This window comes from Pelagicoccus mobilis (assembly GCF_016595505.1).
In the GTDB taxonomy this organism is placed as follows: domain Bacteria; phylum Verrucomicrobiota; class Verrucomicrobiia; order Opitutales; family Opitutaceae; genus Pelagicoccus; species Pelagicoccus mobilis.
Map to the genome: position 1 here is coordinate 87,268 of NZ_JAENIL010000022.1, position 20,949 is coordinate 108,216.

Sequence of the window (20,949 nt, forward strand, 5' to 3'; positions counted from 1 at the left end):
CTCAATCCAAATGCACGATCCCATGCCGGATCGCAGTGATCGCCGCCTCTGTCCGATCCCGCACCCCAAGCTTCGCAAACAAAGCCTTGAAGTGAGACTTCACCGTCTCGTCTGAAACACACATGCTGCGAGCGATCTCCTTGTTGCTGCGGCCTCGAATCAAACATTCCAATACCTCGCGTTCACGCTCGGTAAGCTGCCGCCGACGCGAACGCTCCTCCAAACGCTCCGCAACCTGACGGGGTAAAACGTCCTCGCCCCTGAATACGCTCCGAATCGTTCCCGCGATTTCCTCAACCGGCATGTCCTTGAGAAGGTAAGACTTGGCCCCCGACTGGATCGCCCGGTGGATGTCCTCGTCCAAATCATAAGTCGACAGCACGATCACCTTGGCCTCGGGAAACTTCCGGCAAATCGACAAGATCGCCTCCGCTCCCCCCATGTTGTGCATTCGCAAGTCCATTAGCACGATGTCTGGCTTCACATCCTCGTAAACCTCGATCGCCTCCTCCCCATCCGCGGCTTCTGCGATCACCTTCATGCCTGGCTGGCTATCGATCAAGGCAATGATCCCCATACGCATCGACGGATGATCATCGACCACCAATACTCGAATCGAGTCGGCAACCTCAGTTCCCTCCCCGCTCAAGCGCGTATTTCCATCTTCCCTACTTTTCATGCCTTGGAAGAGCTAGCCTATCACAGTCCCGCGACTCTGCCTCTCACCCATTTGGGGGAAATCTTAGCCACCGTGTTTTCGCTCCCTTATCACTTGCCCCAAGCCGCCTTAGCTATTGAATTTCAAACAGTACCCCAGCCCCCAGGGAGACGGAAGATAATCGCCCTGCTCCCCTTCATTGATGACCTTTCCTGTCACGCGTTACCCCCTGTATTCAGCGACCTTTCTGGCCACGCTTCTCGCGTTCTGCTTTGCGCCACTGCTCGCCCAAGTTTCACCCGAATCCAAGCTGCTCACGACCGCCGCGCAGATCCGAGCGCTCACCCCGGACGAAGCCGCCCAGCAAATCCCCATCCGCCTGCAAGGTTGCTTCCTCTCCCGCGAGAACAACGCCTTCTCCATGCAGGACCATACCGACGGGCTCTTCGTTTTCGCCGAACCTGGCGTAGCGCTCGACTTCCAACCGGGTGACCTGATCGAGGTCGAAGGTGTCAGCAATCCTGGAGACTACGCCCCTTGCGCTTCCGCAACTTCAGTTCGCCGCATCGGAAGCACTCAGATTCCAGATCCAATCCAAACAACCATCTCGGAGCTCCACTCAGGGCAAAAGGATGTCGCCTGGGTCGAAGTAACTGGCATCGTTAGGAGCGCCGAGATCGCTCCCACTCCTGATTACCTCTCCAACAGCTCAGAGCAATCGACTCCCCGCTCCTACACCAAACTCAAGCTGGCCGACGGGAACTCCCACCTGCTCGTCGAAATGCGGGAAGCCATCGACCCAAACGAACTTTTGGATGCCAAAATCCGACTCCGAGGACATTGCTTCTACCTGCACAACGGAAACAGACAATTCCTTCGCCCTATCCTCCACACACCCGTCGGGGTTAAGCCAGAGATCCTAGTCCCACCCCTCCATATTGACTTCGACGGTTCACCCACTCCCGTCTCCAAGCTACTCACCTTCGATCCTACGGGCGGACGCCCCGGCCACCGCATCCATGTCAGAGGCATCGTTACCCATCACCAACCAGGAAAAGCCTTCTGGATTCGCGACCAAGACCAAAGCCTGCAGGTCCAGAGCACCCAGCTCGAAGAGTTAAACCCCGGCGATCTGGTCGATGTCCTTGGCTTCCCCGAATCCGGAACCTACAGCCCTGTGCTCCAAGACGCGGTCTTCAAAAAAGCAGGCACGCAAGCCCCACCCGTCCCTGCAACGCTCGACGAGATTCTCTCCATCACCCGCCACGATTCCGATCTCGTTAGCCTCGAAGCAGAACTCCTCGAAATCCAACGCTACCCCGAAAGCATCGAACTCACGCTCCAAGCTTTGGATACAACCGTCCGCGCTTCCCTCCTCCTCAATGAACTCTCAAGCCCACCGCCCAACTGGCGTCCAGGGAGCATCGTATCCCTGTCGGGGATCGCCACCGTGGGAGAAGGTGAAACCGTGCCTCTCAATGGACTCTGGTGGGCTGAGTCACTCCACATCCTTCTCCGCTCCCCCGCTGACCTCGCCGTCATCCAACAGGCTCCCTGGTGGACCCCCAAACGCGTCGCCTACACCCTCGCGGTTATCCTTTCGATCGCTCTGCTGACCATCGCAGTCATCGTCCTCCTCTCCCGTCATCGACTCCGCGAACAAAAGCAACACCGAGCAATGGCAGAGTCCGAATTCACCGCCATTCTCAATGAACGCAACCGCGTCGCTCGCGAGATCCACGACACCCTTGCGCAAAACATCGGGGCGATCTCCGTCCAGCTTGAAATGGTTCGCACCGACTCCCATAACCTCGGCGAAACCACCCAACGTCACATACAGACCGCCCATAAGCTCGCCCGTACCGCCCTTTCCGACGCCCGCGACACCATCTGGAATATGCGCTCTCAAGTCCTCGAACAACGCGACCTCTCAGGCGCTCTTGAACGCATCGGAAAGCAACTGACCGAAGATACCGACATCACCGTTTCCACGCGAATAACCGGTGGACGTCGCCGCCTCGCCCCCGTCGTCGAAAACAACCTGCTTCGCGTAGGACAAGAGGCCATTACCAACGCGTGCAAGCATGCCCAGCCCAAGCACATCAACGTAGAGATCCGTTTCCAAGAACGCCGTGTCGAACTCTCGGTCGAAGACGACGGGATCGGCTTCGATAAAGAGAAAGTCGACAACGAGACCAAACGCAGCTTCGGACTAGTCGGCATCCAAGAACGCATCGAACTGCTCGACGGCGAAGTCACAATCGAGACCGCCCTCGGTCAAGGCACGCACATCGTAGCCAGCGTGAGCGACTAGCCCCGACACCACGAAATGAGTTCTCCCAACGCTGAACACCCGCTCAAGGTTATGATCGTAGATGACCACCCGCCGATGCGGATGGGACTGATCGCTTTGATAAACAGCCACCCCCGGATGAGCGTCATTGCCGAGGCCGCAGACGGAGAAGAAGCCTTCGAAGTCTACGAGGACGTTCTCCCAGACATCGTTCTGATGGACCTGCGCATGCCGGGAATGGGCGGAGCCGAAGCGACCCTCGCCATCCGCAAACGCTACCCCGACGCGAAAATCGTCGTCATCTCGACCTATGACTGGGACGAAGATATCCACCGAGCCCTGCAGTCCGGTGCCGCTTCCTACATCCTCAAGGACATGCCCATCGAAGACATCGCCGAGACCGTCGAAGCCGTCTACAAAGGAGAGGCAACTCTCCCCACCACCGTGGCAAAACGCCTCGCCGAACGAGAACGCCGCGAACCAATCACAGACCGAGAACGCGAAGTGCTGGAAGCCCTCGTAAAAGGGCGGAGCAATAAAGAGATCGCCCGCGACCTTTCCATCTCAGACGAAACCGTAAAATCCCACTTCAAAACCCTCTTCGCCAAACTCCAAGTACGCGATCGCACCGAAGCCGCCATCTCCGCCATCCGCCACGGCATTATCCACATCGACGAATAAGTTCAGAGCGACTCTACGCGTAACTTCAGAAACACCGATTCGCCGCTGACCACGCGACGTGTGAACCGTACCGTTTCTACATCTTCCTCGGTTCCCAAGATTTCACTCTCCCCTTCGGACAAATCCCAGCTCCCATCCAAGTCAGAGCTCTCAAGCACCGAAAAAAGGAGATCCGAAGCCGTTCGAGATCGGCGATAAATCAAACTCAGCAACGCTCCCGAATCATCCATCCGTGGCTGTATCCAAATATCACTTTTAGTTGGATCTCCACCAAACGCCCGTTCGCTCAGATTCAAAATGCCGTCTCCATCCGGATCGGCGTCATCCGCGGCGTCTCCTGTCGCCTCGCCTGAGCCAAAGTAACTCAAACGCCATGCTTCCGCCGGACTCAGCGAACGCCCTTCAAACAGTGCTTCCACTTGTACGTCAGCCAAGGCGTAGTTGTAAATTCTGACATCGTCCAAACTGCCGACAAATCGAGCCGCTCCAGAATCGAACGAACTTCGTCCCAACTGATTCAATACAGGAGCCATCTCCACCGGACGAACCGACGTCGCCACAGTTCCTGCCAGAACCCCATCAACGAAGAGTCGGGCTTGCTGTCCATCGAGCGTTACCGCCACGTGGGCCCAAGCGCTTTGTGCAAGCTCCGGTCCTTGCACCCTCCAGTTCTCCCCACCATGCTTGCCGACCAAGTCCATCCCCTCGCCAAACGGCCCCGTCGAAAGATGAAAGCCAGACTCCGGGTTACGCGAAAAATCGAACACTCGCTGCTCGGCGATTCCGCCTCCCCACCTAACCCAAGCCGCCACCGTCAAGGCCTCGAAGTTAGCCACCGTTGCGGGCAAGCGAGCATAGTTTCCATTCCCGTTGAAGGACAAGGCCCGTTCGCCAAGCTTACCTTCTTCAAAGGCTAGGGATCCAACCAGTTCCAATTCGTTCCCGTTATCTGAGGCATCCACAACGCCCTCCTCAAACTCGTAGGCCGCCACCAAGCTCGCACCTAGTCGTGGTTTTCCGGATACTATTTCAGAAGGGTTCGAATGGTTTAACGACTCGTCCACCGCCTTTACCCGATAGTAGTAAGTCAGCACCTGATTCGCCGCCCCATCGACTAAGGCAGGTTCCGTCAGATTCCTTGCGATCATATCAAAGGGTCCCTCCGGCAAAAGGGACCGGTAGACATTGTAGCTCGCTAAATCACCTTCCCCATTGGCAGACCAACTCAAAGCCATTGAGGCCGGTCCTGCCACAACTTCCAATCCCACTGGAGCGGACGGAGCCACAAACTCCACCGACGCCTCAGCCGGCAACAAGCGCCACTGCTGATGGCTTCCGCCGTCGAAGTCCGCTTGACGAATATTGCCGCCCGATTCAAGCGACGCACTCGCCACCTCCAAGTACTTTCCGCTCCAACGGCTGCGAATATAGAAATACCCATCCTCCTCGTATTCAAAAAACCACTCCTGGTTCTCGTTCCCATAATCCAACCACTGATTGACATTCCCTCCGCTCACGAGAGACCAATCACGAACATCGGCAGACTTACCAGAATGAGCCGCCTTCATCGAAAAGTAACTGTAGTCTCCGCCGTGTCTATCATCCAAAGGCAGCACATCCCACTGCTGATACATAGCGCCAGAAGCTGTCCCTTGTCGGATATTCGCTCCATCCCCTTGACTGCCACCTCCTACACTCATCACCAAGCCGCTGTTGCGATTCACGATTTGGTAACGCCCACTAATAACCGGCTGTACGTCCTCTCCCCACTCGATACTGATTACTCGCTCCGCATTCGGCTGGTTCTGCTGATATCCAGTACCTCCCGGTGCATCGATCATGAAAAAGCGAGTCGGTCCGTAACCATCGAAAAACACATCCCGATCCAGCGCGACAAACTGATAGCCTGTCGTCTTCGCCTGCCGTTCCGCAGAACCGACAAATCCAAGCACATCACCGTCCGGGGCGTGATAGACCGCCGCCGCTGTCCACTTGTCTCGATGTTCTGAATACCCAAGACTCACTCCCTTATTCGCTCTAACAAAATTCGCTCGAGTCCGTTCAGCAGCTGCCCACCACATCGCTTCTTCGATACCATATTCCGCCCCGGCGAGCAGCTCCGCAACATTATGAGCCTCGGGATTGATCGCTTTCCTCCCATCAGAGACAACACCCTCGATAAAGGATATGTAAGTTTCCATCGTGCCATCCAGAGAGTGTGTCGACCCATAATCAGCTCGGTCCTTAATCCCTGCATACCACTCACTCGCCTTGTCTGAATTCAGAGTACTGGGTCCGACCAAACTCACCCCATCGAAATAACTATCCGAATCGAGCAACTGAAAAATGTCCGCATAGTTCTGCTTCGTTCCCTGCCCCCACGGATAGTCCGGTTCGTTGAACGGCTCCAACAATCCGAACTCATGGTCGTAATAATCCATGGTCGCCTTCAGCCCTTGTATCCAACGCTCCGGCACCACTTGCGATCCATTCTTGTACCAACTATCGACACCCGACTCGGTCGCTGGCATCAACGCCCAAGGTTTTTCTTCGCCCACAAGGATGGCGAGTTCCGCCATCTCGTCGAGATGGCTCTTTGTGGCGTTGGTCAATTGGCCATCGACCAAAGGAGCATCGGCGTGAAACCCCACGCGAGCGAAGTCGATCGCATCCTTCCCCATGTACTCAAGGGTACGACGCGCATTATCAGAGCTAGGCCAGGTTAGCTCCAAGCCCCACTTCTCAATCGTCTGCTTGGTCCCTGACGAACTCGTATCAAACAACACATGACGCTCTTGAGCCGTCACCTCCATTCCCAGCAGGAGGGTAACAGGTATGATCGCTATGCAAAAAGACCGTTTCACTTCGGGCGGTACAGATCTTACAAAGCGGGCCTCCCCTCACGAAGGGAAGGCCCACAAACTACATTAGACTGGAGAGTGGATAGCCGCGTTTAGAACTTGATGGAGTTAGTGATGGTCCACGTAGTCTTGGCGGGGATACGAACTTGGGCAATGGTTCCGTCCGGGTTCGCCATGATCGGGATCATATCGTCATCCGCGAACAGATTGTGGATGTTGAGTTGCACGGTATAGTCGTACTTGTCGTTCAACCTGCGTTCGTATCCAATCCACGCGTCGTAGTTTACTTCGCTTGGGCCGTAGATAGGATTGTTGACGTCGGTTACCCAACTGCTCGCTTCCTCGTTATACTTCGGATAGTAGCCGATGGCTGCCTTGTCCTGCCAACGCACCGCGCCGCCGATATTGAAAGCGCCAAGCGGACCGCCCTCTTCGAACTTGTAGTTGGTCACGAAGTTATAGCGCCACTTACGTAGCTCGTTCACACCTTGGCCTTCGCCTGAAAGCAGGTTCAGGTAAGGGGCGTAGACATTCTGCATGATACGACCGCCAAAAGTTTCGGAAACCGAGGAGTAGCTTTGGCTGCCAGTCCAGTGTCGAATATCGGAATAACCGTCGATCAACCAGTAGTTGAGCTGCGAAGGTCCGCCTGGGTTGTTATCCCAGCCATCGAACCAGAGAGGACTGAAAACTTCTACGAACTCAGCCCAATCCGGAAGGATGTTGGTACGGGTCGCTTCGTTGCGAGATGCGTTGAAGCTGATGCGCCAGCGTTCGTTCGGATTCGCGGTGATCTCAATTTCCATACCCTCGGAACGCAGGTCGTTGAGCAATTGCTGACCGCCAGGGGAGTTTTCGTCCCAGACGCGCCAGTCGTCCTCGATCTTGGCGAACTCTTTAGCAGCCACCCAATCGCGATCGAGAGGCCCAAACCATTGCTCGTCACTGCGAGCATTGAACCATGCAGTTCGGTAGGCGATCTCGTCGTCGGTTAGCGGCGGCGAAATGTAAGGACGGTTTGAGTCGGGATTGATATCGCCCTGAGCCACGTAGTTCGGAGAACCTGGCACCGCACCGCTGCGGATGCGCAGAGGCTGGTTAACAAGCGTGCTGAGCTGATCCTGCCAATCGGCCGGGATCGGTTGTCCGGCTATGCCTTGATCGTAGTTGCCTTCGCCAAGGAACCAATCGTTGACGAGCCATTCCGGAGTTGGCTGGTCATAGTGTGGGCCAGAACCCCAGGTTTCCTGGGCCATCGCGCTGATCGTGCGTGCGACGGCCCCCTTGGACCAGAACACCATACCGGACGGATCGCTGATGGTCGTATTGGCCTGCTTGGTCTCATACCAGGTAGCACGCAACTCGAGCTTGTTGTTAAACGCGCTCACACGAAAGCCGTAGTCCTGGGTTTCCCCCTGCGGAAGCGGCAGCTTGTTGCCGTAATTGTCTACGCCTGCATCCGCAGGCCGAAAACTGTTGGAATCGTTGTAGAAGAAGCTCAACTCCATGCCGTCAGGCAGTTCTTTGCCAAAGGTCTCGAGCAAACGATCCGCGTGAACGACGACCCCCCAGCTACGACGCTGGATGCTTGGCAATGGAAGCGTCGCCTCGTCTTCGAATTGCCAATCAGGATGAAACGGCAAGGTGCGGTTGTACTCGTCCTCGATACTGTAAAGCACGTCTCCCGGTTTATCCCATGCATTATAGGTGTCCTCACGCCAGCCGAAGAGCGGCTTGATCGCGTCGTTCAGGAGGTTGCCCTGCCAAACGAATGCCAGCGACTCGGTCGTGTTGTAGCCTTGGGAAGCCCACGTGTAGAGGTCATCCTTGTCATCGCGATAGTTGAGCAAACCGGAGTTGTGGGTGCGCCAGTCCCAGGCATCCACATGGTCGAAGGATAATACGTTGGCGGTGCTTCCGGGAGCGTGCACGCTAGTGATTCCCGGAACGGCTGAGGCAGGGATCGCGTCGAAGCTGGGAATGCCCCTGAGATCATCGCCGAGGTAGTGTATCCCCCAGATGCCGGAGTGTCCCTTCCAGTCGTCAAAGACCAATCCATAGGTATCCGCATCCCAAGCGTAGAGGTTGTAACCCGCGTTGAAATAGTCGAACCGCTGATCTGTGTAGACCGAAGTGAAGGTCTGCTCTCCAAAGAGTTTCGAGATCAAATCGTTCTGGATGTGCTCGTTCGGATCGAAGCGGTAGAAGGCCTTCGCACGGAAGGTTTCCACTTCGTCCACATTGTCCTGACCACTTGCCCCGCCGAGGACGAAGGGACGCCCGACGTCAGGATTGGCGTAACCACCGCGGAGGTTAGCGTTCACATCGACCGAGACTCGATTCGTATCCACCGCGTTCATATGACCGGACTCGTAAGTCTCCTTGTAGAGACCGAGATTGATACCGAGATCACCGTCCAAGTAGGTTTGGATGAAGGAAAGCTCCAAGGAGTCGAACTCGTTGTACTCGCTCTTATTGGGTCCCTGGATGGTTCGATCGATAAACGCCAACGGGCCATCGAGGATCATCTGAGTCGGCCAAAGACCGGAGCCGAAGCCTACGAAATCCTGACCGGTCGAGCTTTCGAACTGATTGATGATACGAGTGACCTCGGCATTACCAGAGTAGTAAGCCTTTGTGTCCTTATTCCAGACCTCCCAGCCGCCTTCGTTCCAGTTCGGATTCGTCACGCCGCTAAGGCCGCCCCAAGGATCCCCGTCACGTTGACGGTAGGCGTCGAGCGTTCCGTTGCCCACGACGTTTGCGCCGGGGTCAGCGAAGATGACCGCTGGAGTGCCGTCCCACCAGTTACGAGCTGGAGCGCCGGCGAAGTAATTCTCCAGATCCCAACGTCCTTCGTAATCGTCGGGACCATCTTGTGGCCAACCATTAAACCAGAGCGGATCGTACATGAGACGTTGCCCGATCGGACCGAACCAGTTCGTAATAAAGTCCGCCGCCGTCACCGAATTGGGACGGTTCGCATCGATATCCCCATACTCCGCGCGGACGTCGACCTGCGTGTAAATGCCGTCAGCCAGCTCAGGCTGCCAGCGAAGCGAAGCGAACAGTCGCCGATCCTTCTCGTAAGTAAAATCTTGGCGGAATTCCTCATCGTCATTCATTGCCACGAAGCGAACCGCGAGCTTGTCCTCGATGAGCGGAATGTTGAGATCGACCACTTCGCGGTGCGAACCATAGCTGCTAAGAGCAAACTCCACAGCGCCGCCCTTTTCCGAAAGGATCGCATCCTTGGTCGAGCCATTGATGATACCCGCTGGACTACCGAGCCCGAAAAGGATCGAGTTCGATCCGCGGCTGATATCGACACGCGAGGTGTTGTAGGAATTGGTTGGGATGTTGGAGCTGTAGTAATTGCGGGTGATGTCCGCGTAGTTGAGTCCGCGCAAACGGGTGCCACGCTGCGGATTGACCAACATCTCGTTTCGGTAACCACCATCGTCAGCGCTCGTACCGTAAAAATTCCCCCCAATTCCCGCGACTTCCGAGTTCGTCTGATACACCAAGATATCCTTCAAGTCGGTCGAAGCGGTATCCTGAAGAAACTCCTCCGTGACTACGGAGATGGCCGCCGCGACATCCTTAAGCGGTGTCGACAACTGCGAACCTGCCATCGTCGAAGTCGCGCGATAGCCTTCGTTGCTGCCCGCCTCCACCTGAAACGGTGAAAGCTCGAAGATCTCATCCGAATCATCGGAATCATTGGCCTGGGCGAACAGCGAGGCTGGAGCCAGCGCCAGAGCGCTCAAAGGCCATAACCAGCGAGAACGCCGGTCTACCCTTGGGGTTTTGTGCACATCAAAACTACTCATATCAGTTTGCGGGGTTGGTATTGTTCGTTTGTCTAAAGTAATCTCCAACCAACCCCCCCAAAAAAAAGGGAGGTGTTTGAGGCTTAACTGCAGCGAACAAGCGACCGAATCGACGTATTCAGATCGCTGACCGCAAAGTCGCTTGGCTCGCGATTAAATGGGGTACATCAAGCACGGATTGGGGATCGTGGAATGAAGAATACCAATAGAGCCGGATTTCCTCAATCCCCCAATTGGGGGAACTTTCCCTACACTTACTAGAAGCCCGCTAAATTAGCAGCAGCAGCCAAGGTACGGGACCTTTCGGGATACGCTCCTAGCGACGGTTAGAGCAGGAGGTAAAGGTCAACCTCGCCTGCCGCTGGTTCCTCGGGCGAGGCGTTGCAGGCAAGGTCCCTGCCCACTCCACTATTAGCCGGAACCGCGTCGATCGCTTCAGCAAATCTTCGACGACTCAGCTATCCATAGATTGGAGGCGGTAATACGGCAGACGCTCCAACGGAACATCGATCTCAACAATGGCGGGTCCGACAACTCGTGATCCATCGTCACCTATCCACACGACTTCCGGAAAACTGACCTTGCGACTGCGGGCACCACTTTCGACGACAGGCGCAACAAGCAAATCGTCACCGAGGATGAACTAATCTTGTATTCGCTCGTAACCCGCATCCGGCCAATACCAAGCCATCGGTTTAACGATTGGTTCCCCTGTCTCGGCAGAGCGACGAGCAAGAGCCAAGATCTTTTCTCCAAACTCAGCGTGCAAGTTTGCCATATCTCTGCAGATGTCATTGCTCTTCGGACTCAGGACACGCCAGGGAGCGACCGAGAACTGCATCATAGGCATCAGGGGGTGGACTTGGGCGGAGCGTACAACAAGCTCTTGATCGATGGAATCGAGAGCGAGAAACGACTGGTACTCCCCTCCCCCGATCACATCCGGGCAAGTATAGGCGTAGCCCATCAACCCTTGTGCGATGATGCCCGGAATCAATTGCCTTAAATCGCTCCACTCAGCCGTCTTATCTCGCAATCGCTGGGCAAGCGGCAAGCCCGCAATCTTCCACGAAGCACGATACTCATTTAGCGGATATTTCAGCCCCAACTTCGCAAAGTACTGTGTATGCGCATTTGGGATACTATCCTCTTTGTAAGAGATAATTCCGGTTAGCAAAATACCGGATTTCGAGAGGGAGTCCAAGAAACACTCCTTTCGCCGAGCCAGAAGCACATACCCGGGATCACCTGCGAGCATCGTACCGAATCACGATATCCGCCTCGGCTGAATACTCCCACGCGGACACAAAAAAACCGCCACTCTTTCGAGCGGCGGCTTTTATTAGCTGATGGCACGGCAAAAGCGTGAACATGCGAACTATTTCAGCACAATCATACAGGTTGACCGGAGCATCAAAAAAGCAACCTTAACCCATAACAATCAGCTCCTTACAAACAATCCAAACAACAAGATAGATACGCTCCTCGCTCTGCTCGAAACCGTCGACTCATGGCATCAGAGGATGCGAACGGATCCATCCGTGACACAATCCGACATCGCGAAAAACGAAGATATCTCACGCTCTCGAGTCGCCCAACTCCTTCAACTCGCACTGCTCCCAACCGAGCTCAAACGTCAGGTCGAGAGCAGCAAGATCCAAAGCGTCAACCAACTCAGAAAGCGACTGAGAGAACGACGATTTTCCGCTAAAAAATTACACGAGCACTAAACACCCTCAGTCGGCCTGAATCCAAAGTTAGCTCGCAGGCACCGATCATTTGTATTGCCTTTAGATACATTTAATCCATCTGTATTCCAACGCTCGATGCTGGAGATGAAGATCTATCGAAAAATTGAGAGGGACATTGTTAGCTCCATCCTGCACGGCGATCTCCCCGTCGGAGCCTCCCTTCCTACGGAAGAAGCTCTCAGAGAACGCTACGGTGCAAGTCGCGTCAGCGTTCGACGTGCCCTCGACGAGCTCAAACGCCTCAAGATCGTCGCCGCGACAGCAGGCCGCGGCACCGAGGTGCTTGCCCGACCGTTCGGATTCGGCTGCGAACTGGACTTCGCCGTCCTTGTAGCGCCGGTTCACAGCCCCTTCTTCACTTCCATGATGAACGAGTTGGATGTCCTCGCCGACCAACACGGCACCGTCCTGCTCTACAAGCACGATTTCGAAGGCAACATGCTGAGCAACCCGGATTTCTACCTTAAGCTTCTCGGCATGGGTGCTCGCAACTTAGTCCTCTGGCCTCATGTGCCCCATGGAGACTGGACCCTCCTCGACCGGCTGAAATCCGTTGGGATGAACATCGTCGTTATTGACCAGGAGCATGAGACTTCTGCCGCAGATCTAGTCGCCCTCGACTCCTCACAGGGCATGCGGGACATTATAGCGAAATTGCACGATTTGGCCGCTCCTGGTCCACTCTTGATGCTCGCCCACGATCCGGAACTTCCCAGCGAAAATGCCCGCCAACAAGCCTTCAGGCAACTGGCAGGAGACGGGCACCACATCACTCTCCTCCCTCGCTACGAGGGGAACTCGCAACGAGACGCGGAAGTCTTACAGCATCTCAAATCCGCCCTCGACTCCCCCAATCCACCCGCCGGCATCGTCTGCTCACACGGCGGCCTCGGCATTGCCGCTTCGGGCGCCCTCGAACGCTTAGGAAGCGATCTACCAGTCGGTACTTTCGACTATTTGGAGACCATGCAAGGTCACTCGCTGATCGCCCTGAAACAACCGCTTAAGGCCATGGCTAAAGCCACCTTCGACAGTTTACTGAAGCAAAGCCAATCCCCCCGAAAATGGCGGGCAAGCTGCCAGCGCTTCGCAGGCGAAATCATCGTCACAGAACCTCGGCTCTAAGCAACACCCCAACCTCGCACCGCTCCTACCCCTACGATGTCACAAGCGCACGAGCACCACCCAGACAAACCCGAAGACAAACTGCCACCCGCCGAAAAAGTGGTCTACGGGCTCGGCATCACCAACGACATTTGGGGCAACTGGCTCTACCATTCCCTCGCTTGGCCTGTATTCAATATCTTCTTAGGCGTCGGTCCCGTCATCGTCAGCTCCTGTCTCATGATCAGCCGCCTGGTCGACGCCGTGACTGACCCCCTCTTCGGTTGGCTGACCGACAATGCCCGCACACGCTGGGGACGGCGCAGGCCCTTCATTCTCGTCGGCTCCATCCTCGCCGGCCTCCTGCTTCCTTGTATGTTTTTGGTGGGACGCGATTGGAGCCAAAGCCAGTACTTCTGGTTCATGGCGATCTCCTCCTCCCTGCTGGTGATCGCCGTGAGCTGCTTCAACATGGCCTACCAAAGCCTGGGCAGCGAACTCACTCCGGGCTACCACGAGCGCACGAGCGTATTCAAATTTAAAGGAATCATCCAGCGCATCGTCGACCTCGGCCTCTACAGCGCCGCAGCCTTCACCACGATGAAGATCTTCATCCCCGACGGCGAGGATGAGCCGGACGTTCTCTTCGGCGCCCAAATCTACACCCTCATTGCCGGCGCCCTCATGATCGGCATTGGCATTATGCTCTTCTTCAAAGTCAAGGAGCGCTACTACAACAAGGTTGTCGCCACCAAGCAGCCCCCTATTCAACTTTTGGATACCTACTTCACCGCCCTCAAAGTCCAGCCCTTCCGCGCCCAGCTCCTCATCAGCTTGGCCTACGGTATGGGCAACAGCATGATTGGTGGGATCGGCTACATCCTCACCGTATACTACGTTTGCGGCGGCAATGTCAGCGAGGGCAATATGTGGAGTTTCAAGATGGGCTTCGTCAACCTGGCGGGAGTCTTCATCATCATGCCTTTGGTCAACAAAATATCCAATCGCATCGGCAAACGCCAAGCGCTCAAGTGGGTGCTTTCCTTAGGCGTACTAGTCTACCTATCGACCTTCTGGCTCTATACGCCGCATGCTCCCGTCCTGCAACTACTCGCCTCCGCATTGCTGTCGGTCTTGCACGGCTCGTTCTACATGCTCCTCAGCTCCATGGGGGTCGATGTCGTCGACTACGACGAACAACACTCAGGCAAACGCCGCGAAGGCACCTTCGTCGCCTGCGGCACTTGGTTCGCCAAACTGGGCATGGCCCTAGGCGTAGGCTTGTCGGGGCTCTTGTTGGAGCTTTCTGGATACGACTCTGGTCTCGGCGCGAACCAACCGGAAGGCTCGCTGCTCACTCTGCGAATTCTCTTCTTCGCTATCCCCATCGTTGGCTTGGCCCTCGCAGCCATCGGCTTCTGGCGTTTCCGTCTCTCAGAATCCGAGATGCATCGCATCCGCCTCGAACTGGAAGAAAGGCGCGGCACCATCTAAAAAACGCCTTTCGCATGCTCAACCATCGCACAACGTGCTTCGCTTCCTGTATTTGCTTCGTGTTTACAGCCATTCTAGCACTGCAATCTACCAACGCGAAAACAGTAGAGTTTTCCTTCGAAATTCCAGCAGATAAAGAGAATCCCTTCGCTCGAGATATTTGGGCGACGATCGAAACTCCTTCCGGCGAAACCGTTTCGATCCCCTGCTTCTATTCTGCGGAAAACGAGTACTCGGTACGCCAACGTCCAAGTGCTACAGGCAGCTACCGTCTCGTAGATATCTGGGAAAACAGAGACGACCTACGCGTCACGCTCCCTCTCCCGGATACCGTTGCCCAACAGATCCACACCCTCCCCCATCAGAAGCGAATACGCATCGATCCGAAAAATCCCCGCGCCTTCGCAAATACTGCTGGAAATCGTTTCGTTCCCTTCGGTGGCAACATTCCTTGGCCACCGGGTGCGGATAAACTGGAAGACTATTACTCCACGCGCTTTCAGCAATTCAACCAAGCTGGGCTCAATCTCGCCCGCGTGTGGATGACCCACTGGGGCGGCATGAATCTCGATTGGCTTCCGGAGGACGATGCCACGCACCCTTTGCCCGGCCAGATCGATCTCTCCATCGCCGACAGAATGGATACGGTCGTCCAGTTGGCCGAGGAAGCCAATGTCTACATACAATTGGTTTTCCAATACCACGGACAGTACAGCACCGAGACCAATTCAAACTGGGCCGAAAATCCATGGAACGCCGCAAACCCAGATGGATTCCTGAAATCTCCGGCCGACTTCTTCACCTCGGATAAAGCCCGCCAGCTCACTCGCCTAAAGTACCGCTATATTATCGCTCGCTGGGGCTACTCTCCCGCGATCATGGCGTGGGAATTGTTCAACGAAGTCCACTGGGTCGACGCCCTTCGCTTCGATGAAAACGAAGCAGGCGTCGCCGACTGGCACCGCGAGATGGCAGGCTACATCCGCTCCATCGATGTGCACGAACACCTCGTAACAACAAGCATCGAAAACGTATTCAGTCCGGTGAACGACTCGATGGACTACCTGCAGCCGCACATCTACGGGATAGATATGATCAACAACATGCTCTACCTACACCCGGATTTCGAGCAGTTGGAAAAACCTGTATTTTTTGGCGAATACGGCGACGACCATATGGTTCTACCCGAAGGTACCAAACACACAGACCTCGCTGTCATGCTTCCCATGTGGGCCGGCGTAATGGGGCAGCTACAACTACCTTCCCTTCCCTGGTTCACTAATGAGCTCATCGAGGCCGGCCGCCTGTCCGAACTGCACGCATTGGGGTCGTTCATCGAGTCCACACGACTCGCCCATCGGGATGAATTGATACCCTTTTCACCCGCCCTGAGCAGCGACGCCAAGCTGCCCTTCAATCCAACTCCCGGATTCGTCTGGATGCATCGTCCTATTTGCGAAATCCCTCTCAAGCTCGACGGTGGCAATTCTCCCGAGCTCGCCTACTTCCCGGGAGTGCTGATAAATGACCCACTCAGTCTGAGACGCGGCTTTCCCCAATCGGTAAGTTTCGAAGTGAAACTCGAAGGACCCGCACGTTTCCGCATTCCCGTGCGAATCAACAGCGATCTCAAATTCGGAGCAACCGCGGTTCTGCAAATAAACGGTCGTACTGTCGAAACACATAAATGGGACGTACTCGGCCGCCACGACACCTTCCTCTTTGAATTCGAATTACCTGCAGGCAAGCAAGTCGTGGAACTCAGCAACGATGGTGTCGGAAATTATTTCCATGTGGACGGATTGGAAACAGAGTTTCAAATCCCCACATTAGGCGCCGCCGGAAAACGTTCTGAGGACTTCATAGCGATCTGGTTCTGGCATCGGGAAAACGCATTCGCCGTTGATCTAAAACCCGCAGCCACTGCCACACTTGAGCTTGAAGATCTCGCCGCCGGAAATTGGCTCATCGAGCACTGGAATACCGTAAACGGCGAAATTGAATCGACGACTGCCGTAGACCACAAAGGAGGAAGTCTATTCCTCGAAACACCCCCAATCTCAAGCCATGGAGCAATGGTGCTGAAACATTTATCCGAACCATGAAACACTACCTTGGCATAGATATTGGAGGCACGAAGTGCGCGGTTTGCGTCGGCGACGAATCCGCAAACATTTTGGACCGTTCCCAAATTCCAACTACAGGTGACCCTCTGGATATACTGGACCAGCTTCTTGTAAAAGCCAAATCACTGGTACGCAGTCACGCCCGAATTGAAGCCATTGGAATTTCCTGCGGCGGACCTCTGGACGCAAAACAAGGCCTAATCCTTTCGCCACCTAACCTTCCGGGCTGGAACGGGATCGCTGTAACCCAGTTCTTCAAAGAACGCCTCGGAGTTCACGCCTACTTACAAAACGATGCCAACGCAGGAGCGCTCGCCGAGTGGCGGCACGGTGCCGGCCGCGGAAGCCAGCACATGATGTTTTGCACAATGGGTACCGGTTTCGGATCGGGCCTTATCCTCAATGGGGAACTCCTCGATGGCGCCAATGGCAATGCCGGCGAGATTGGCCACCTCCGTCTCACTGGCGACGGACCCTTAGGCTACGGGAAATCTGGTTCGGTCGAGGGCTGGTGCGGTGGCAGTGGCATAGCACAAGTCGCCAAGAGGATGGCTGACAAACATCGCGAACGCGGAAGTGTATCCAGTCTATTCGCACACAATACCCTCTCGGCAAAACTTGTTGCTGAAGCCGCTCTGCAAGGCGATGATCTTGCCCTAAACGTTTTCGACCACGTGGGCCAAAAGCTCGGCCGCACCCTCGCCATCGCCATCGATCTGCTCAATCTAGACACGATTGTTATCGGCAGCATTTTCGCCCGCTGCGAAACCTTGATTCGCCCAGCGATGGAACGGGTACTCGCGGAGGAATGCCTGCCTCATTCTCTCGAAGTCTGCACCGTCAAACCCGCCGCGCTCGACGAGAGCATTGGCGACATTGCCGCGATCACCGTGGCGCAGCTCGGACCAACTCTTTAACAATGCACCCGATTCTAACAGAACTCATAGAACGCTACCCGATTCTCGCCCCTATTTCAGACGAAATCGAAGGGGCCTTCGAACGCTTGATAGCCTGCTACGAAAACGATGGCGTTGTATATATCTGCGGCAATGGCGGCAGCGCGGCCGATGCCGAGCACATTGTGGGCGAGCTAATGAAAGCCTTCACGGTCAAACGTCCCTTAGCCGAGTCCTTCGACGATCCCTATCTAAATGACAACTTGGAGGCGGGCTTGCGGGCGTTCTCGCTGGTCAGTCAGACATGCCTCGCCACGGCATTCGCCAATGACGTTGCGCCCGATCTCGTTTTTGCCCAACAGGTAGCGGGTTATGGGCGCTCGGGCGATCTGCTCTGGGCTTTGAGCACATCCGGAAACTCAAAAAATGTCATCCACGCATTGAAAGTAGCTCGGGCCAAACAAATGGATACACTAGGCATGACCGGAAAATCCGGCGGCAAAATGAACGACCTCTGCAGTGTTTGCCTACGAATGCCAGAGTCCGAAACCTACAAAATCCAGGAACTCCACCTTCCGGTTTACCATGCGCTTTGCCGCATGCTCGAATCCCACTTCTTCCCAACAAATGACTAATTTCTGTAGCCCCATGGATCGCAAACACCTCGACGGCAGCTGGAAGCTGCAATTTGGCCCTCAAGTCAACCGGGCCTCACAATCCGATACCATACAAATCCCGGAGTCGTTCAATGGTATCGCCGCAACGGTTCCCGGCAACGTGGAGCTCGACATGATTGAAGCAGGATTGCTCCCCGCCGATCTCGATCACAGCCACAACGTCTACAAGCTTCGCGAACTGGAGACCCACCAGTGGTGGTACAGCCGCAGTTTCGAAGTGAGCGAAAACGAATGGGATGACAGCACTGAGCTCGTCTTTGAAGGAATCGATACCCTCGCTAGCGTTTGGCTCAATGGCGTCAAAATCGCCCAGCTAGAAAACATGTTGATAGCCCATCGCGTACCAGTCGGTGCATTGCTTAGAACGGGCCCTAACGAGCTCGTCATAGCCATCGATTCCACGGTGCTCGCCGCCCACGAATACGAAGTCGAGCCGGGAACCTGGGCGATGGAAAACAACTGGGAGTCACTCCACATCCGAAAAGCGGCCCACAGTTTCGGCTGGGATATCATGCCACGGATCATTTCTGCTGGAATCTGGCGTAGCGTTTATCTGGAGACACTCCCGAAAACTCGATTCCGCAGCGTGTGCTTGGCCACCATAGAAACAGACCCTGAAAAAAACTTTGCCCGCATGGTCGCGCGTTGGGACCTGAAAACGGAACGCTGGCCGCTCGACGATTGCTCGGTGCGTCTAAGCGTCCACACGATCGACAAAACCAAGAAAGTATTCGAAACCCAATCACCAGTCCTCTCACCACATGGACAAATCTGGTGCGACCTGAATGACATAGAGCTCTGGTGGCCACTCGGATTTGGGAAGGCGGCTTTGTATCACATTACAGTGGACCTAGCCAACCAGGCCGGTGATGTTCTGGCAAACTGGTCATCCCATTTCGGCTTCAGAACCATCCGTCTCAACAAAACCGATACAACCAATGCCGACGGCGATGGAGAATTCGCCTTCATCGTAAATGGTGAAAAGATCTTTATCAAAGGAACCAATTGGGTGCCTCTCGACGCCTTTCACAGTCGCGACGCGGATAGACTGGCAGAGACACACCAGATGCTGGTCGAGCTCAACTGCAACATGATCCGTTGCTGGGGAGGCAACGTCTACGAAGACACCGCCTTTTTCGAGTTATGCGACAGGGCTGGTATCATGGTCTGGCAGGACTTCGCATTCGGCTGTGCCCTGTATCCGCAAACGCCCGACTTCCACGAGAAGGTCCGCTTGGAAGCCGAAGCGATCATCCCAAAGTTTCGAAACCACCCATCCCTCGCTCTCTGGGCGGGGAACAACGAAATCGATGCCTTCTACGAATTTGCGAAACCATTCTGCGATCCGAATGTGGATGACCAGGTATCTCGAGAAGTCTTGGCTTCTGCCTGCCGCCGCCTCGATCCCGTGCGGGACTATTTGCCGAGCTCACCTTTCTACAGCTCCAAGCTTTGGGAAATGGGTGCACCTTTTGACGCGCGTCCGGAAGATCACCTCTGGGGACCACGCGACGATTTCAAGGGGAAATTCTACACTTCGTCCAACGCCCACTTCGCCAGCGAGATAGGCTATCACGGTTGCCCTGCCCGCTCGTCACTCGAGAAAATGATGTCGCCAGACAGCCTCTGGCCCTGGCAAGAAAACGAGGAGTGGCTCACCCACGCAGTACGCCCGCAACCAAGAGGCACTGCATACAATTACCGGGTACAACTCATGGCCAGCCAGGCCAAACTCCTCTTCGGCAAAGTACCGGAGGAGCTCGACGATTTCATCTTCGCCTCTCAAGTATCCCAGGCCGAAGCTCTGAAGTTTTTCATCGAACGGTTTCGCATGGGCAAAGGGCGCCGCAGCGGAATCCTCTGGTGGAATCTACGCGACGGCTGGCCGGAAATATCCGACGCGATCGTCGACTATTACGGCGCGAAGAAGCTCGCCTTTCGAGTAGTCCAACAAGTACAGCAAGACATTTGCATCATGCTCTCCGAGCCCCAAGACGGCCTACATCAAGTAATTGCCGTCAACGACACGCGCCATCCGGTTAAAATCGAGTTTCTCATCACCGAAGCGGACAAGCCGCTCCTCAAAGGCTCCCATACTCTCGATGCGAACGGAATGGCCAACCTAGGCACTGCCCCCGAGTCCACCACCGCAACCTGCTACCACATCTCCTGGCAAGGAGACGGCCTCAAAGGCTCCAACCACTACCTAGCCGGACCAAGACCATTTGATCTAGACCTCATCCGTGCCTCCTATGAAATGTGATACATGGCCCCATTCATGAAGCCACGCATCTTCGTGCCCGGTCTTGTCGTCTGCGACTCGGAACTCATCCCCTTTTGCTCGTCCCGCCCAGACACAAAAAAACCGCCACTCTTTCGAGCGGCGGCTTTTATTAGCTGATGGCACCCCGTAGGGGATTCGAACCCCTGTCGCAAGGATGAAAACCTTGTGTCCTAGGCCTGGCTAGACGAACGGGGCGTCAGCTAAGAGCCGCACAAGCTAGAAATCGGAACCCTTCGCGCAAGGCTTTTTTTCAAAAAAGTTCCATCTCCCTCTAGCTTAAGGATTTTTAAA

Annotated in this window: 14 protein-coding genes, 1 tRNA gene and 1 pseudogene; 10 read left to right on the forward strand and 6 right to left on the reverse strand. The window is 55.4% G+C overall.

From position 1 onward, the window contains the following. Position 1 precedes the first annotated feature (1 nt). Positions 2-679: a response regulator gene (locus JIN87_RS13090; protein WP_200356022.1), complete on the reverse strand. Its 678-nt coding sequence runs from the start codon at positions 677-679 to the stop codon at positions 2-4. A gap of 181 nt (positions 680-860) precedes the next feature. On the opposite strand from JIN87_RS13090, the gene JIN87_RS13095 reads away from it, so the two are divergent. Together JIN87_RS13095 and JIN87_RS13100 are read left to right on the forward strand one after the other, a co-directional pair. Beyond that, positions 861-2,972 carry a sensor histidine kinase gene (locus JIN87_RS13095; protein ID WP_200356023.1) on the forward strand — a complete coding sequence of 704 codons (2,112 nt, stop codon included), beginning with the start codon at positions 861-863 and terminating at the stop codon, positions 2,970-2,972. A 15-nt stretch (positions 2,973-2,987) separates the two neighbouring features. Beyond that, the gene (locus JIN87_RS13100; protein WP_200356024.1) at positions 2,988-3,632 is read left to right on the forward strand and encodes a response regulator; all 645 of its coding nucleotides are present in this window, start codon (positions 2,988-2,990) and stop codon (positions 3,630-3,632) included. A gap of 2 nt (positions 3,633-3,634) precedes the next feature. Here JIN87_RS13100 and JIN87_RS28790 read toward each other — a convergent pair whose 3' ends face one another. Together JIN87_RS28790 and JIN87_RS13110 are read right to left on the reverse strand one after the other, a co-directional pair. Next, the gene (locus tag JIN87_RS28790; protein ID WP_200356025.1) at positions 3,635-6,496 is read right to left on the reverse strand and encodes an RICIN domain-containing protein; all 2,862 of its coding nucleotides are present in this window, start codon (positions 6,494-6,496) and stop codon (positions 3,635-3,637) included. A gap of 89 nt (positions 6,497-6,585) precedes the next feature. Continuing rightward, complete coding sequence (locus tag JIN87_RS13110; RefSeq protein WP_200356026.1) at positions 6,586-10,326, reverse strand: TonB-dependent receptor plug domain-containing protein; 3,741 nt, start codon at positions 10,324-10,326, stop codon at positions 6,586-6,588. Positions 10,327-10,658: 332 nt separating this feature from the next. On the opposite strand from JIN87_RS13110, the pseudogene JIN87_RS13115 reads away from it, so the two are divergent. Then, positions 10,659-10,808, forward strand: a pseudogene (locus JIN87_RS13115) (transposase); the annotation flags it as partial. Here the strand turns inward: JIN87_RS13115 and JIN87_RS28935 are convergent. After that, complete coding sequence (locus tag JIN87_RS28935) at positions 10,781-10,966, reverse strand: hypothetical protein (protein ID WP_345780795.1); 186 nt, start codon at positions 10,964-10,966, stop codon at positions 10,781-10,783. The pseudogene JIN87_RS13115 and the gene JIN87_RS28935 sit on opposite strands and share 28 nt — an antisense overlap. A 3-nt stretch (positions 10,967-10,969) precedes the next feature. Further along, complete coding sequence (locus tag JIN87_RS13120; RefSeq protein WP_200356027.1) at positions 10,970-11,584, reverse strand: alpha-amylase family protein; 615 nt, start codon at positions 11,582-11,584, stop codon at positions 10,970-10,972. Positions 11,585-11,675: 91 nt separating this feature from the next. Between JIN87_RS13120 and JIN87_RS13125 the strand changes: the two genes are divergently transcribed. The 7 genes from JIN87_RS13125 (at position 11,676) to JIN87_RS13155 (ending at position 20,637) form a co-directional block, all read left to right on the forward strand. Continuing rightward, on the forward strand, positions 11,676-12,056 hold the full coding sequence (locus JIN87_RS13125) for a hypothetical protein (RefSeq protein ID WP_200356028.1): 381 nt from the start codon (positions 11,676-11,678) through the stop codon (positions 12,054-12,056). 105 nt (positions 12,057-12,161) lie between these two features. Next, positions 12,162-13,202 carry a GntR family transcriptional regulator gene (locus tag JIN87_RS13130; protein ID WP_200356029.1) on the forward strand — a complete coding sequence of 347 codons (1,041 nt, stop codon included), beginning with the start codon at positions 12,162-12,164 and terminating at the stop codon, positions 13,200-13,202. 36 nt (positions 13,203-13,238) lie between these two features. After that, entirely contained in the window at positions 13,239-14,675 is a 1,437-nt protein-coding gene (locus tag JIN87_RS13135) for an MFS transporter (protein ID WP_200356030.1), read from the forward strand. Positions 14,676-14,734: 59 nt separating this feature from the next. Next, a complete protein-coding gene (locus JIN87_RS13140) occupies positions 14,735-16,780 on the forward strand; it encodes a DUF5060 domain-containing protein (protein ID WP_200356031.1) in 2,046 nt (681 codons plus the stop codon). Then, positions 16,777-17,718, forward strand: a complete 942-nt coding sequence (locus JIN87_RS13145) for an ROK family protein (RefSeq protein ID WP_200356032.1) — start codon at positions 16,777-16,779, stop codon at positions 17,716-17,718. Before JIN87_RS13140 ends, JIN87_RS13145 begins: the two co-directional genes overlap by 4 nt. A gap of 2 nt (positions 17,719-17,720) precedes the next feature. Further along, positions 17,721-18,332 carry a D-sedoheptulose-7-phosphate isomerase gene (locus JIN87_RS13150; protein ID WP_200356033.1) on the forward strand — a complete coding sequence of 204 codons (612 nt, stop codon included), beginning with the start codon at positions 17,721-17,723 and terminating at the stop codon, positions 18,330-18,332. Continuing rightward, a complete protein-coding gene (locus tag JIN87_RS13155) occupies positions 18,325-20,637 on the forward strand; it encodes a glycoside hydrolase family 2 protein (protein ID WP_200356034.1) in 2,313 nt (770 codons plus the stop codon). The genes JIN87_RS13150 and JIN87_RS13155 overlap by 8 nt, the downstream gene beginning before the upstream one ends. A gap of 138 nt (positions 20,638-20,775) precedes the next feature. On the opposite strand, the gene JIN87_RS13160 is transcribed toward JIN87_RS13155, so the two are convergent. Then, a tRNA-Glu gene (locus JIN87_RS13160) sits at positions 20,776-20,853 on the reverse strand. Positions 20,854-20,949 lie beyond the last annotated feature (96 nt).